Annotated in this window: 14 protein-coding genes; 4 read left to right on the forward strand and 10 right to left on the reverse strand. The window is 42.8% G+C overall.

Going from position 1 to position 15,067, the window contains the following annotated elements:
• The first annotated feature begins 162 nt into the window (after positions 1-162).
• Positions 163-1,104, forward strand: a complete 942-nt coding sequence (locus tag FW774_RS19950; protein ID WP_149350252.1) for a hydrogen peroxide-inducible genes activator — start codon at positions 163-165, stop codon at positions 1,102-1,104.
• Positions 1,105-1,353: 249 nt separating this feature from the next.
• On the opposite strand, the gene FW774_RS19955 is transcribed toward FW774_RS19950, so the two are convergent.
• From FW774_RS19955 to FW774_RS19985, 7 genes are all read right to left on the reverse strand, one after another.
• Entirely contained in the window at positions 1,354-3,480 is a 2,127-nt protein-coding gene (locus FW774_RS19955) for a carboxy terminal-processing peptidase (RefSeq protein ID WP_149350253.1), read from the reverse strand.
• Between the two features lie 250 nt (positions 3,481-3,730).
• Entirely contained in the window at positions 3,731-4,822 is a 1,092-nt protein-coding gene (locus FW774_RS19960; RefSeq protein ID WP_149350295.1) for a tetratricopeptide repeat protein, read from the reverse strand.
• Between the two features lie 110 nt (positions 4,823-4,932).
• Positions 4,933-6,069, reverse strand: coding sequence for a hypothetical protein (locus FW774_RS19965; RefSeq protein ID WP_149350254.1), 1,137 nt, complete (start codon positions 6,067-6,069; stop codon positions 4,933-4,935).
• Positions 6,070-6,143: 74 nt separating this feature from the next.
• Complete coding sequence (yiaK, locus tag FW774_RS19970; protein ID WP_149350256.1) at positions 6,144-7,136, reverse strand: 3-dehydro-L-gulonate 2-dehydrogenase; 993 nt, start codon at positions 7,134-7,136, stop codon at positions 6,144-6,146.
• Between the two features lie 449 nt (positions 7,137-7,585).
• Complete coding sequence (locus tag FW774_RS19975; RefSeq protein ID WP_149350258.1) at positions 7,586-8,290, reverse strand: SIMPL domain-containing protein; 705 nt, start codon at positions 8,288-8,290, stop codon at positions 7,586-7,588.
• A 53-nt stretch (positions 8,291-8,343) separates the two neighbouring features.
• Positions 8,344-9,132, reverse strand: a complete 789-nt coding sequence (gene cdaA, locus FW774_RS19980) for a diadenylate cyclase CdaA (RefSeq protein ID WP_149350260.1) — start codon at positions 9,130-9,132, stop codon at positions 8,344-8,346.
• 10 nt (positions 9,133-9,142) lie between these two features.
• Entirely contained in the window at positions 9,143-10,096 is a 954-nt protein-coding gene (locus FW774_RS19985) for a rhodanese-related sulfurtransferase (protein WP_149350262.1), read from the reverse strand.
• Between the two features lie 526 nt (positions 10,097-10,622).
• On the opposite strand from FW774_RS19985, the gene FW774_RS19990 reads away from it, so the two are divergent.
• The 3 genes from FW774_RS19990 to glyA all read left to right on the forward strand — a co-directional run bounded on the left by FW774_RS19990 (position 10,623) and on the right by glyA (position 13,571).
• Positions 10,623-11,252 carry a hypothetical protein gene (locus FW774_RS19990; RefSeq protein ID WP_149350264.1) on the forward strand — a complete coding sequence of 210 codons (630 nt, stop codon included), beginning with the start codon at positions 10,623-10,625 and terminating at the stop codon, positions 11,250-11,252.
• A 261-nt stretch (positions 11,253-11,513) separates the two neighbouring features.
• Positions 11,514-12,269 (forward strand): segregation and condensation protein A, encoded by a 756-nt coding sequence (locus FW774_RS19995; protein ID WP_149350266.1) that lies wholly within the window; start codon positions 11,514-11,516, stop codon positions 12,267-12,269.
• 33 nt (positions 12,270-12,302) lie between these two features.
• Complete coding sequence (glyA, locus tag FW774_RS20000; protein WP_149350268.1) at positions 12,303-13,571, forward strand: serine hydroxymethyltransferase; 1,269 nt, start codon at positions 12,303-12,305, stop codon at positions 13,569-13,571.
• An 87-nt stretch (positions 13,572-13,658) separates the two neighbouring features.
• Here the strand turns inward: glyA and FW774_RS20005 are convergent, their stop codons facing one another.
• The 3 genes from FW774_RS20005 to FW774_RS20015 form a co-directional block, all read right to left on the reverse strand.
• A complete protein-coding gene (locus FW774_RS20005; RefSeq protein WP_149350270.1) occupies positions 13,659-14,078 on the reverse strand; it encodes an arsenate reductase ArsC in 420 nt (139 codons plus the stop codon).
• Between the two features lie 133 nt (positions 14,079-14,211).
• A complete protein-coding gene (locus FW774_RS20010) occupies positions 14,212-14,685 on the reverse strand; it encodes a DUF6428 family protein (protein ID WP_149350272.1) in 474 nt (157 codons plus the stop codon).
• A 52-nt stretch (positions 14,686-14,737) separates the two neighbouring features.
• A complete protein-coding gene (locus tag FW774_RS20015) occupies positions 14,738-15,064 on the reverse strand; it encodes an ArsR/SmtB family transcription factor (protein ID WP_149350274.1) in 327 nt (108 codons plus the stop codon).
• Between the last annotated feature and the right edge of the window lie 3 nt (positions 15,065-15,067).

The following is a 15,067-nucleotide window of genomic DNA, read 5'->3' on the forward strand; positions in this document are numbered from 1 at the left end:
ACCATTCCGTTGCAGCTGATCTCCTACCATATTGCCGTGCTGCGTGGCTGCAATGTGGACCAGCCCCGTAACCTGGCCAAGTCCGTCACCGTGGAGTAAGAAGAGATTTAAGACGTGAGATATGAGATGTTAGACTGAGGTTTGGTCTCTTCATTCAAAACTATGACTTTAATCCAGTTAGAATATATTGTGGCTGTTGATACTTACCGCAGCTTTGTAACAGCGGCAGAAAAATGCTTTGTTACGCAGCCAACGCTGAGCATGCAGGTACAGAAGCTGGAAGATATGCTGGGTGTAAAATTGTTCGACCGCAGCAAACAGCCTGTGGTTCCTACCGAAATCGGTGTAGAAATTATTAGCCAGGCACGCAGAATATTGAACGAAAGCGCTAAGATCAAAGAAATTATAGCCGAGCATAAAGGTGAAATTAAGGGTGTTCTAAAAGTTGGTGTTATTCCCACCATAGCGCCTTACCTGTTGCCTAAAATCATATTAAACTTTATAAAGAAGTATCCGGAGCTTCAGTTACAGATCTGGGAATATACTACCGAGGAAATTGTACACCAGCTAAAAATAGGATTACTGGATTGTGGGATATTAGCTACCCCAATAGGCGATGCCAGCATTAATGAAATTCCGTTGTTTTATGAAACATTTGTGGCTTATGTTTCAGAATCCAGTTCGCTGATGAAGAAGAAAGCCATAACCGGCAAGGACATCAACCTGAATGAGATCTGGCTGCTGAATGAAGGACATTGCATGCGTAACCAGGTAATTAACATCTGCCGTCAGCAGCAATCTGCCGAACAACCCCGCAAATTTGAATATAACACCGGAAGTGTTGAAACACTAAAGCGTATGGTTGATCTGAATAATGGCATAACTATCTTGCCGGAGCTTAGCCTGAGCGATCTGTCCGACAAACAGCTTAAACGTGTCAGGCATTTTAAAGCGCCTGAACCAGTGCGTGAGATCAGCATTATTACCCACAGAAATTTTTTGAAGCGAACCGCTATCCAGGCCCTGGAACAGGAAATTATGGGAATTGTTCCCAAACACATGCGCCAGGCAAAAAAGAAGGAAGTGATGGAGATCTATGCCTGATTGAGCTAAGCTTCGACTAAGTTCTATATAACGCAGACAGCGCTTGGAGCGCTGTCTGCGTTACACTAACATTTTTGACAACTTTTAAAAAGTTGTCAAAAATGTTAAAAGCACTGCCAGACTCCGATTACCAGTGTATACCGACCTGTGCAGAATACTTCACGAGATTGTTTAGTTGACTGACCTTCAAACCGGTATTCGTCTGATGCCTTAAATTTTCTTCCTTTTTCGTCCAGTCTCTGCCTTTACCTATTTCCCCAGCTTAATAAGATCAGCCATAATATTCAGGCTTTCATCCTGAACAAAATCAATATCATCCTTGGGCTTGGTATCGCCTTTTTTAAGCGGAGGCAACCCTTTTAAAGCCCGGCGCTGGTTATCGCGGGCAAGCGTTTCGGCTTCCTGCTCATCACGCTCTTTTTTTAGCTTAGCCTCGTTAAGTGTAACCGTAGTTTCAGCATCGCGTTTTTTAAGCCGTTCAATGTCTTGCAACATATATTTATATTCTGCCGATGTTTCCATGCGCTTATTATGAAGTGCATTTAACCGCGTTTTAACAGCGCTTAAATCGGCCACAGGCTGGTAAGTGCTTGACGCAATAGTATCCCAGGGCATAGCCGATGGCTCTGAACTTTCACCATATTTATCTGCCGGGAAGATCATGGGGAACTGAATATCCGGGATAACACCTTTGTGCTGTGTGCTGCTGCCATTGATGCGGTAGAACTTGCCGGTAGTCAGGTTGATCTGCCCGAACGGATCGCCGTTAACATCGGGGCCAGACTTATCTTTATTCATGGCCATAAGCATTAGCCGGTCTGCAGTACTGATCACCTTCGACATTGCAATAGCCGATTGCACCGAACCTTTGCCGTAGGTTTGATTACCGATAATAATACCGCGACCATAATCTTGTATAGCGCCCGAAAATATCTCGGATGCTGAAGCGCTGAAACGATCGACCATGATGCCCAGAGGGCCGCTGTAGGCTACAGACGGGTCGTCATCCTCATCAACATCTACTTTACCCCGTATATCGCGTGTTTGTACTACCGGCCCGCTCTTAATAAATAGTCCTGTAAGCTTAATAGCTTCCATCAACGAGCCGCCTCCGTTTGTGCGCAGATCGATCAGCACACCATCTACCTTTTGCTGTTTCAGGGTGTCCAGCAGCAATTTTACATCGCGGCTGGTACTTTTATAGTTAGGATCGCCTTCCTGGTAAGCTTTAAAATCGGCATAAAATGCAGGCAGGGTAATTACCCCTATTTTATAGCTTTTACCATTAGATGTAACCGTTTTTATGGTCTTTTTAGCCGACTGATCCTGCAAAACAATCTTATCGCGTACAAGCGATACTATTTTAGGTTTCGAGGTAAGCTCCTGCCCGGCCGGGATAATTTTAAGACGGACTATGGTGCCTTTGGGGCCCTTAATTTTAGCCACCACGTTATCCAGGCGCCAGCCTATAATATCCTCAAACTCGCCGTCTTTACCTTGCGCTACGCCAACAATACGGTCGTTAGCATTAAGCTGTTTAGACCGCCATGCCGGTCCGCCGGGAATTACCTCGACAATTTTAACCACCTCGTTATCTAAACCGAGGCGGGCGCCAATTCCCTCAAAAGTGCGGGCCATTTCCTCGTTAAACTCCTGTGCCCGTACCGGAACAAAATAATTGGTATGCGGGTCGATGGATTCGGTAAAAGCATCCATCATTACCTGGAAAGCATCCTGATTATTGGTTTTTTTAGCCTGCGATAGCAGGTTGGTATACCGCTTTTTCAGGGTTTCCCTGTTTTTGGTTTCTTCTGTACCGGTTAATTTCAGGTTCAGCAGATCATACTGAACGCGGTGTTTCCATAAGCTATCGGCATCTGCAACGCTGCTTAGCCAGGGCATTTTAGAACGGTCGTAAGTATACGTTCCGCCATCGTTAAAATTAAATTTGTTATTAACCTGTGTTAATGAATAGCTTATACGCTCATTATACCGTTTTTGGAATACATTGAAAATTCTGAACAGGGCGCTCAGATCTCCGTTACGCAGGTCGTCATCCATGGTATTACGATATTGCTCAAAATCCCTGATATCGCTGGCAAGAAAATAATTATGACCGGCATCCAGGTTTTTCAGGTAACGGTCTAATATAACAGACGAAAGCGAATCATTAATAACCGGCTTTTTGTAATGGTAACGCTCTATAAGCACAACCAGATTTTTGGCAACGATACCTTGCTGGGCATCGGGCTGCAAATTATTAGAACCTTCTATACCCGGATTAACGCGTTGATTCGCTTTACAAGCGATGGCAGCTACAATAAAAAGTGTTAAAAATATTCTGTTAAGCATTTCTTTTACTTGTTTGAAATTCATATATGCGGGCTATTATACGGCAATTATACTATTTGTTAAACTAAACATTGAGAGTTAAGATCAAAAATTGATAAATTGAAATCCAGGTTGCAATGCAATATTTCCATACGGGCCAAACCTCATGTGTATTAAGTACAGTAGTATTTAACAAAAAAGAGGCAGTAAAAGTTAACCGCCCCTTTGTAACAACTTTATACCAAAAATAGTATTAATTGATGTTAAAAAAATGATTTATTGCAGAAATGATACGTTATTTCGAAGCATTTAACAAGGTATCATTCAGCTTGCTATATTCTGTAATAGCGGTGCGGGCAGCGGCATAATCACCCATTTGGTAATAGATCTTTCCTACATCGTTCTTGATCATTACCAGGTTAAGTAACGATTGATTTGCCCGTGCCATACTTTCGGCTGTTTTAAAATCCTGCAAAGCAAGCTGCCGGTCGCCGCTGGCGCTTTTAATTTGGGCCAGGCTGGTTAAGGTATTGATCCGTGCCTGTGTATCGCCTATCTGATCGGCAACCATACCGGCCTGTATACAATACCATTTGGCCTCGGTATACCGGTTTTGCTGCTGGTATAGGCGGGCAAGATATTCAAAACTTTTCATTTTGCCATTCTTATCGCCCATGCGTCTGAAAAGCGGAAGGGCCTTTTTCAGGATATAACTTTCGGCAAGCGGATAATTTTGCTGCAATGTTCTGACCGATGCTATTTCCAGGTAAAGGTTTCCTACCGGGATGGCCCGTTTCAATGTAAAGTTGAGCTGTAAGGCCTCGTCATTATAGGCCAAAGCCTGCTCATAGCGTCCGGTAATTTTACAGATATAGGCCAATGCCGATGCCAGGGCCGCCTGTTCGGTCTTATCATGAAAAGGTTCCTTAACCAGGTACGATTCCTGTAAAGGAGATATTGCCTTTTCAAAATCGGCCCTACGGATATAGTACAAGGCAATGCTGTTTAACGTCATGGCCCTGTCGCGAATATTCCCGGCCCTTCTGAACGATTCCTGCAACTGCGAGAGCGCCGCTATGTTTTTATCATCAGGTTCAGTATACAAACTGATCTGTGTGTACTTATTATTTAGCCACTGTACATCCTGGTAATTTTTAATGCTCTGCTCGGCCAGGCTTTTGTTAAACCAGTCGTCAACAGCCTGACGCTTAAGCTGGGCAGAATCTACCGGAGGAGGTATAAAATAAGGTAAAGGCCCTACTTTGGCCGGCTTTAGATATTTGGCCTGGGTTGCCACCGATATGGTATCTTCCGGTGGGTTTGTTTTGGCAAAAATTGCCAGACCTGACAATAACATCATTATCAGAAAAAATACTTCTTTTTTCATTCCCCTTCTAAACTCACTAAAATGTATTCGTTCAAATATACGTTTTTTATCCCTGCCATTATTAATAAGATAAAAATAAACAGGTTAAAATCAGCGATTTGAAAAAGTTATCAACCCTTTGTTAATTTTCTTCTGCCTTTTAATATCACTATTAAAATTATTGCTATTGCAATAACCGCAATAATCACTATATACATAATTGGTGTATTCTGCACGACAGCGGTATGCCGGGCAACCGGTTTTTCCGCGGCTTGTTTTTGCTGCTGCATTTCGCGGACAGCGTTATGGGCCACCTGCGAATCGTGATGGGCCATCTGACGGAGGCTATCGTTTAACAGATCAACATCCTGCCGGGCGCCTGCAGCTGCTGTTTTGTATCCTAAACGGGCATACGTTTCGGTTTGTACTGTTTTTACATCGGCCAGTAAAGCCGTTGTATGTGTACGCTTAGCCAGAATTTCGGCCTCCTTCAAATCTCTTAAGGCCAGCTTATAATCTTTTATAGCATTTTTTACCTTTGCCAGGTTGGTAAGCGAAGTAATAATTCCTACAGTATCTTTTAATATGCGACTCTGCGTATTGGCCTGTATAAAAAACCATTTGGCCTCGGAGTACCGTTTCTGATCCAGGTAGGTACGGGCCAGTACATCAAAACTGCCTGTACGGCCTTCTGCATTATCTGCCGAGCGGTATAAAGGCAACGCCTGTTTTAAAATAATATCTTCGGCCTCGTTATAATTTTTCTGCTGCTTTTTTATAGAAGCCGTTAATACATAGGCTTTTGCGGCATTGGCTTTTAACCCGGCAGCATCAAAAGCTTTGCTGGATGCTATACTGTATTTCAATGCATCATCGTACCGTTTTTGCTTGTAACATAACGAGGCCAGCTTATAGGCAAGGTTACCTGCCTGCTCTGTACCGGCAGCAGACAGATCAAATGCTTTCTGGTAACTGGTCAGCGCTTCGCTGGAATATCCTTTGCCGGCATAAAAATCACCGAATTGCTCTAATACAGATGCCTGGCCAGCCGTATTATTTATTTTCCCGTAAAGTTCCTGTGCTTTTTCTAACTCCTCTAACGCCTTTCCCGACAGGTTGCGGTCAAAGTACATCCGGGCGGCAAATACATGCAGATCGGCCGAATTATTGGCCTGCATATATAAGCTGTCTGCTGAGGACAATTGCGCACTAACGCTGCTATAGCATCCCGCTAAGGTAATAAATAGCAGTAGTTTCAAATATTTCATTGGTTGAAGATATGAAAATTAGTTGTTAGTTAGCCGGATGCTCAGATATTCGGTGGTTACAGATACATGGGTGGTTACAGCAATGCCTTTACCCTGGCCAGCATGGTTTCATCTACCGGGATACCTTTTTCCATATTTTCAAGTCGCGTAGCAAACATATTCTGGCCCGGATAGGATACAGCCTGGCCGGGAAGTATATCAGTACCGTACATATATTCCAGGATACTATTCATAATTTCATCAGCAGAATTGCTCAATGCTGGGTTGATACAGATATATATTTGCGATACGTTGGTTTCCTTATTGCTATTGGTAATATCACCCGTAGTTTGCCCGTTACTTAATACGGCGGCCAATACATCAAGCATCAGCGCCAAGCCTGAGCCTTTCCAGAAACCAATGGGAAGCAGCCGGTGCGATGCCATTATTGCGGCAGGATTTGTACTCAGGTTCCCTTCTTCATCATATCCGCCTGGTAAAGGCAGCTGTTTATCTTTAAGCCGGTAACTCTGGAGCTTACCCAGGGAATATTGCGACATGGCCATATCAAGCAGGAAATGCGCTCCGTTAGTCCTGGGAGCCGCAATGATCAGCGGGTTATTGCCCAGGCGGGGAGTTGTGCCTCCCCAGGGCGGAATTATAGCGATGGTATTGGTAAAGCAGATACCGATCATACCGGCTTCTGCGGCCAGCAAGCCGTACGTTCCGCCACGCATCCAATGGTTGGTATTACGTAGTGCAACGCACGAAATCCCTGTGGTACGTGCCAGTTCAATGGCTCTGTTCATGCAGGCAGTGGCATTGAGCACACCCGGACCACCATTTCCGTTCCACTGCTCCAGGTTACCGAAGCTGTTTTCGCGTTCGGGTCCGGCATCAACATTGATCAATCCTTGCTGTACATAATCAATAAATACCGGAAAGCGGTTTAAGCCGTGTGAATAAATACCGTCACGACTATTTTCGGCAAATATTTGTGCACAGGTATCGGCTTTGATCGCGGTAAAGCCATTTTTGATTAATACCTGTTTAAATAGTTCTTTTAATTCGTGGAATGAAATGCGCATTGGTGTTAAGTCAAAAGTAAAAATTATCTTCGATGAACTCGCTAAAGCTCGGTTAAAAAGTTAAAAGTTGAACGTAGTGAAATCCCGGCTTTCCGGGATTGAGTCCCGTATCCCGAATCGTTCCTCCCGGGACAGGCAGTACGGGAAAATCCCGGGCATTCGTAACAGCCTTTAATGAGATGACCGTTACAAGTTACTATGTTAATTCAACAGGAAAAAGTCAAAATGCAAACTTTTAGAGAGGCTTCGTGAAGACACGATGCCTGGCCTTGAGGACGGTGCCTAAAAAGTCAGCAAAACCATAATTTACAGTTGGGGCTTTTCAGCTCTTAACTTGACGCCTATGCGAAGTCTCGGGAGAAGCGTTTGGCCACAATGAACCAATCCTTCGACAGGCTCAGGATGACCATAGCAGACTTTTTAGACACCCTCTATGAAAGTACGAAGCTTTACTTTACCAATTCAAATACCGTACGCATCTGATAGTTAAGCTTGATCTTCTTAAAATCAATATCGGGCATGGGTGCAGCTTCGGCGGATACGGCATCGGCTTTCATAAGCATCGTACGGTAAACAGGCTGCGGATACGATTCGTTATTGATCTCGCTAATTTCCAGAGCATTACCCAGCTTATCGCCTACCGCTTGTGCCAGGTAAGTTGCCTTTTCTTTAGCATCCTGCAACGCTTTAACTTTTAGCTCTCTCTTCAGCGATGCTATTTTTGAATAATCGTAGCTTTCGATATTGGTAGCGGTAATGCCTTTGGGGTCAACAGCTCCCAGAATATCATTTAATTTACTGAGGTTGGTAATTTTTATGCGGTATTGCTTTGAAGCCAGGAAATCGGGATTCTTTTTCTTCTCCCAATTGTAGTTATAAGCCGATACATTATTAATGGTAAAATCTTCTTTGGGAATGCCTGCATTTAGCACTGCGGTTTGCAACTGACGCTCCAGCGTTTCAATATCTACTTTTTTCTTGCTGTTATTATCTTTAAAATATTCTTTCAGCGATATCGAAAAATAGATAATATCCGGTGTTACTTCAGCTTCAGCCGAGCCGGTAACTTCTATTTTTCTGCGGGTATCAACAGTTTGCGAAAATGCGGTTGTAGTTATAATTGCCAGTAAAGTGGCTGCGATAATCTTCTTCATAATTTATGTTTTTCTTTAAAGATGACAGAAACAGTTATATTCCATAACCTGTATCAGGCGTCTTTGTTTAGCAGATTCTCTAATTCGGCAAAGCTGACATTCATTTTAACCCGGCCCTGTTTGGCGTAGGATATTTCGCCGGTTTCCTCCGATACAATTACGGCTACGGCATCACTCATTTCCGAAATGCCAATACCGGCCCGGTGACGCAAGCCAAATTGCAGGGGCAGGTTTTCGTTATCAGTTAGCGGAAGTATACAGCTGGCGCACTTTATCTTACCGTCGGCAATGACCACAGCGCCATCATGCAACGGACTGTTCTTCTGGAAAATGCTTTCTAAAAGTCGCTTGGAGATATGAGCCTCCATGTGTTCGCCGCTGTTCTGGTAATATTGTTCATCAAAATATTTGGCAAATACAATGAGGGCTCCTGTACGACTGTTCTTCATGCTCTTGCAGGCATCAATAACCGGTTTTATAAAAGCCGGATTGCTGCTTTCCTCATTGTTTTTACGGAACAGGAAAGACCACCAGGAGATATTCTTTAACGTGGCATTCTTACCCAGCAGTAGTAAAAAACGACGTATTTCGGTCTGGAAAACTACAATCAATGCGATAAAGCCTACACTGGTAAACCCCCCGAGAATTTGAGTAAGCAGCTGCATGTGCAGTTGCTTTACAATAAGGTAGGTCAGGTAAATAATAATAAGGCCCAGCAGGATATTTACGGCAATAGTGCCCCGTATCAGGTTGTAGATGTAGTAAATAATTACCGCTACCAGTAAAATATCTACAATATCCAGCAGCCGGATATGGAGAAAACTAAAGTCGACATTGTGCATGGCACTGAAATTAAGAAATTAATTTCAATTTCTTGCTGACATTAACCGGCTGCGGAACTTTTACGTAGTAACCGGTACCATCGTACGGGCGCTTACGCGGATGTGCCTGGCAGGTTTCAGAGCAGCATCCATCCAGTTTCCAGCCGCACTCATCGCACTGGGTAAAATGCTCATTGCACTCCGGGTTGGCACAATTAATCATTTTGGATGTCGTTTTACCGCAATTACGGCAGGTAGAAATGGTTTTAGGATTTACCGAATTTACATCAACAGCCAGGCGGTTATCGAACACATAACATTTGCCTTCAAAATCTTTTCCACCCGCTTCTTTTCCGTACTTGATAATACCGCCGTGCAGCTGGTAAACCTCTTTAAACCCTTCGTGCAGCAATAATGCTGATGCTTTTTCGCATTTAATGCCGCCGGTACAATAGGTAAGTATTTTCTTGTCCTTGTACTTAGCCAGCTCGTTGATGCGTGCCGGGAAATCCCTGAAATTTTCAATATCAAGCGTTACGGCATTTTTAAACCGGCCTAAAGCATGCTCATAATTTGAGCGTACATCCAGGATAACCACGTCATCGCGGTCTTTCATTTCCATGAACTCCTTTGGCTCCAGGTGTTTTCCGGTTTGTTTGGCAGGGTTAATAATAGCAGGATTGCGTAAGCCGGAGTGTACAATTTCGGCCTTGTAACGACAGTGCATTTTAATGAACGATGGTTCATCTACATCATCTATTTTAAAATCGGTTTTTGCAAAGCGTGGGTCGGCCAGGACAGTATCCATATAGGTTTTACAAGCCTCGCGTGTGCCTGATACCGTACCATTCAAGCCCTCGTCGGCTACAATGATGCGGCCTACCAGGTTAATTGATCTACAAAATTCAAGATGTTCTGCCGCAAATTGCCCGGCGTTTTCTATTGCAGTATAGCAATAGTATAAAAGAGTTTGATATTGTTTCATAATGCATTGATACTGGTGTAAACAGCGTTAAATGAATGTTATGTCAACAAAATAATGTCCTATTAAGACGTTCAAAACACAGGCCTGCCGCCAGGCCTTTTTAATTTTGACTTTTTAATTTTGATTTAACAGTGGTGCAAAGATACAGCTTTTTCTATGTTAAAAATAGTGGGCGCATGGTAAATACCGGGAAGTTCCTTCACATTTAATTGTTCAGCCGATTTTTTATAATTTTGAAGAGACCATAAAAGGAGAATATAAAGTATATCATATATAGGAATTAAAATTTAGAGTAAAAATATATAAGCGTTAACTAAAAGTTCTTGTCCAAAAGAAACCTAGGAAATTTCTGATACACAACAAGGACAGTTAGAGTAGCGCCTCATGCGGTAAGCGTGGGGCGTAACCTATCTGTTGTGTGGGTTTTCCTAGGACCTCTTGGACGGATAAAGGTTACAGTCCTGCGCTTATTGTATTTATTAATCTGCCGTATTGGGGACTGACGGTAATTAAAATACGTTCTCAAATGATTACATCACACATCACGGTATATCCTTCTGGAAAACAGAAGTTAAACGTTGTTGTACAAGCCCGGCACATTTTACAATGCCTGTTTCTGGCTGTTTTTTTGTTTCCCGGCAATGTTAAGGCTCAATACACCGTACTTTTATCGCCCCAGGTTGAACGTTCTGTTATACATACCAACTTTGACCAGCTTTCATTACTGGCCGGAATATGCGACAGTACCAGTCAGATACTGCTTGGCCCGTTATACAAACGCTATGACGGCCAGTATGTATTTAACAATAATTATTATGGCTTACGCTTGTACGGACAAGTCAAAATAGTCGGAAGACTGAATGGCTCCATAACGTTTGATATTGTAAGAGGCACTTATATAAAATATAAAAGCACCAATCCCGATGATGCGGTTATTAAAACGGGCAACCTGATTAACGGAGATTTTGGTATAAACGTTCATTTAAATCCATATCTTAATGTGGGTTTGGGATATTCGCCTACAGAGTACAATGCCTGGCGCTACGTAACCGATAAATCGTCGCCTTATGTAAGAAATTCACTGAACCTGAAGTTACATTTCCTGGTTCCATTTAAAAAGAAACCGAAACAGCCTGAAGAAGCTGCAACGCAATGAACCAAATAACCATATCATTCTGCAGCTATAATTACAAGTCCGGTATGCTATAAAATGCCTGCCGCTAATCATCCTTTCATTTTCTGGCAATATCAACCCGCTTTAGTGGAACATTCTGTTAGGTACACCACCGTTGAACAGCTATCATTACCAGCCAGGATACAACCAAATAAAATTTATAGAATTGTACTTGTTATTTACTTCATTTATTTTCAGTAAAATCCGTAATAAAAAAAGGAAATAGCGTATTTTTGGGCACTTGTGAATCAGTCCGAAAATTTTGAGATTAGGTTGCCCCAGTTTGAAGGTCCGTTTGACCTTTTGTTGTTTTTTATTGAACGCGACGAACTGGACATCAGGGATATTCATATCGCTAAAATTACCGACGATTTCCTGGATTATATTCACCAGATGAACGCCCTGAACATTGAGCTGGCCAGCGAATTTATTTTTGTCGCGGCTACGCTGATGCGCATTAAGGCAAAAATGTTGCTTCCTCGTCCCGAGCTGGATGAAGAAGGAAACTCCATCGACCCTAAGCAGGATTTGATTCAAAAGCTTATTGAGTATAAAAAATTCAAGCTGGTATCTGAGGAACTCCGCAAGTTAGAGGAGCGGCGTATGCTGCTGGTAAAGCGGGGCAATATCGCTTATGATTTGAGCCAGGTTGGACAGTACGCTGAGTCGGGACAGGAACTGGAATTCATCGATTTATATAAACTGATGATGGTGTATGAGCGTGTGATGGCCAAATACCAGCAAACCAGTCGGAAGGTAACGCATACGGTGGTGCAATATCCGTACACCATAGAACAGCAGAAAAAACGCATCGCCGAGTTGCTCGAAATTAATAAGAAACTGGATTTCACTTACCTGAAACAGCATTCTGAAAACAAAGTGCACTTTGTGTACAATTTCCTGGCGATACTTGAGCTGTTGCAGCAGCAGCTGGTGGCTATACAGGTAGGACTGGGATTTAATAATTTCAGGGTTACTTTAAAACAAGCAACGTATTAATATATATAAATTAAAATCTACAACAGCAGTACAATGAAAAAGGATAAACTGGTATTTAAGCTTATCGAAGAGGAACAGGAACGCCAGGAAACTGGTATCGAGCTTATCGCGTCGGAAAACTTTGTGAGTAAACAGGTAATGGAGGCGGCAGGTTCTGTATTAACCAATAAATATGCCGAAGGCCTGCCCGGTAAACGATATTATGGCGGTTGCGAAGTTGTAGATGAAATTGAAAGCATTGCCATTGAGCGGGCTAAGCAGTTGTTTAACGCCGAATGGGTAAATGTGCAGCCGCATTCGGGCGCACAAGCCAACGCTGCCGCGTTTCTGGCTTTATTACAGCCCGGCGATAAGATTTTAGGGTTCGACCTTTCGCATGGCGGACACCTTACGCATGGCTCGCCGGTAAACTTTTCAGGAAAAATTTACCAGCCATTCTTTTATGGCGTTGACCGCGAAACCGGTCTGGTTGACTATAATAAGCTGGAAGAAGTAGCGCTGAAAGAAAAACCGAAGGTAATTATCTGCGGCGCTTCGGCTTATTCACGCGATTGGGATTATGCCCGTATCCGCCAGGTTGCAGACCAGATTGGCGCCTTGGTAGTGGCCGATATTTCGCACCCTGCCGGACTAATCGCCCGCGGCTTGTTAACCGACCCGCTTCCTCATTGTCATGTGGTTACCACCACAACGCATAAAACGCTTCGCGGACCACGCGGCGGTATGATTATGCTGGGCAAGGATTTTGAAAATCCGTTCGGGCTGAAAACACCTAAAGGCGAATTGCGGATGATGTCGTCGTTGTTGGATTTAGCCGTATTCCCCGGCACACAGGGCGGCCCGCTGGAGCATATCATTGCCGCTAAGGCGGTTGCTTTTGGCGAAGCATTGAGCGAAGATTATATGAAATACATCATCCAGGTGAAGAAAAACGCGGCTGCTATGGCGAACGCGTTTGTAGAACGTGATTACAAAATTATTTCCGGCGGTACGGATAATCACCTGATGCTGATTGACCTGCGCAATAAAAATATTACCGGTAAAGATGCCGAGAATGTGCTGGAGCAGGCTGGTATTACTGCCAATAAGAATATGGTTCCTTACGATGACCGCTCACCGTTTGTTACTTCGGGAATACGTTTTGGCACCGCGGCCATCACTACACGTGGGCTGAAAGAAAAACACATGGAAAAAATTGTTGAGCTGATTGACGGGGTGATTACATCCAACAATGAGGCTACTATCAAGAAAACCCGTAAAAAGGTGTTGGAGATGATGGAAGAGCATCCGTTGTACAAATAAAATTGAGTATTGATAACTTTGTTAAGGCCGGTCACTTTTGAACCGGCCTTAATTGTTTTTCGGGATATAAGTAAGATTTTAAAGCCCTCATATAATATTCTCTTTAACAAATTTTTCACAGTACGCTTTAATTAATACTCTTACGCGGCTAAATTCCTGCCTGATTTCATCTTCTGTCCCGGTTGCTTTTGCAGGGTCGGGGAAATTATAGTGAAATTTCCGGGCATTGGCTGGGAAAAAAGGGCAGCGTTCTTTTGCATTATCACAAACAGTTATTACGAAGTCAAAATCCAAGTGCCTGTATTCGTCAATGTGGTTAGAAGTATGATGCGCAATGTTTATTCCATCCTCTTTCATTGTTTCTATCGCCTTCGGGTTTACTCCATGCGTTTCAACCCCTGCACTAAACACTTCAGCTTTATCTTTTGCAAAATACCGTAAATATCCTTCTGCAATCTGACTTCTGCAGCTATTTCCTGTGCAAAGCACTAATATTTTTTGTAGCATATTTATAAAAGTTAGACGTATAGCCAAATAATATTGATAATGCAAAACTTGGGGTCGAATCCAAAAAATATTTGCAGTATAATAACGGATGCGGTTATAATTACAGCCTTTTTGTATTTATTAAACCACTTTTTCATCTTTCACAGCAGCCTGAGTCTGGCGTGCAGCAGCCGCTATTTTGCAATAGTGATAATCCGGCTTTTGAGTTTTTAATTGGAACGCCGCAGGCATCTTGTGCTAAACAGGCGGTGTGCTTGTTCTTCAGAATAAAATGCTGACCGTTGAAATCCAAATCATATTTTCCAATGGTTTCGGTCTGATATTCCACTTCAATTTCGGCGTCCTCAATTCCCAGCCTGTTTTCCGATAGCTTGATAATATTAAGCAGTTTGGTTGGTTTTAAGCGATGTTCAAAGTCGTTAGTGTTCCATAACTGGAAGCTTATACCGACTTCTTTCCGGACTGTTCCGCCACAGTCTACAAAGTTTTTTATAGTTTGTCCTATTTCGGTAACATGAAAATTTTCAGGTATGAGCGTTCCATTTTCTAATTGAAATGCGACATTGCCTAAAGCCGGCAATATTTCTTTTAATTCGGATAGTTTCATGGTGATTTTATTATTGCAATATTACGATTGTATAGTTCAATTTTTTTAGCAATTAACAGCAATCAGACTCTTTTAGCTTTTTGATTATGCCAGTGAAATAGCTATTTATAAGCTCAATGCTTTCTTTGTTAATACAATAACAAATAGCATTTCCTTCAATAGTTCCTTTTATAAGCCCTGCACTTTTAAGCTCTTTGAGATGCTGGGAAACAGTAGGCTGCGCCAACGGAAGCTCATTGACGATATCTCCGCAAATGCACTCATTTACTTTTAATAAATGTTCGATAATGGCAATTCTTGCAGGATGCCCCAACGCTTTAGCAATGCTTGCTATTTGGTTCTGGCCAGATGTGAAATGTTCGGTCTTAGTTGCTCCCATTGA

The sequence above is a fragment of the Pedobacter sp. BS3 genome (genome assembly GCF_008274585.1).
GTDB lineage: Bacteria > Bacteroidota > Bacteroidia > Sphingobacteriales > Sphingobacteriaceae > Hufsiella_A.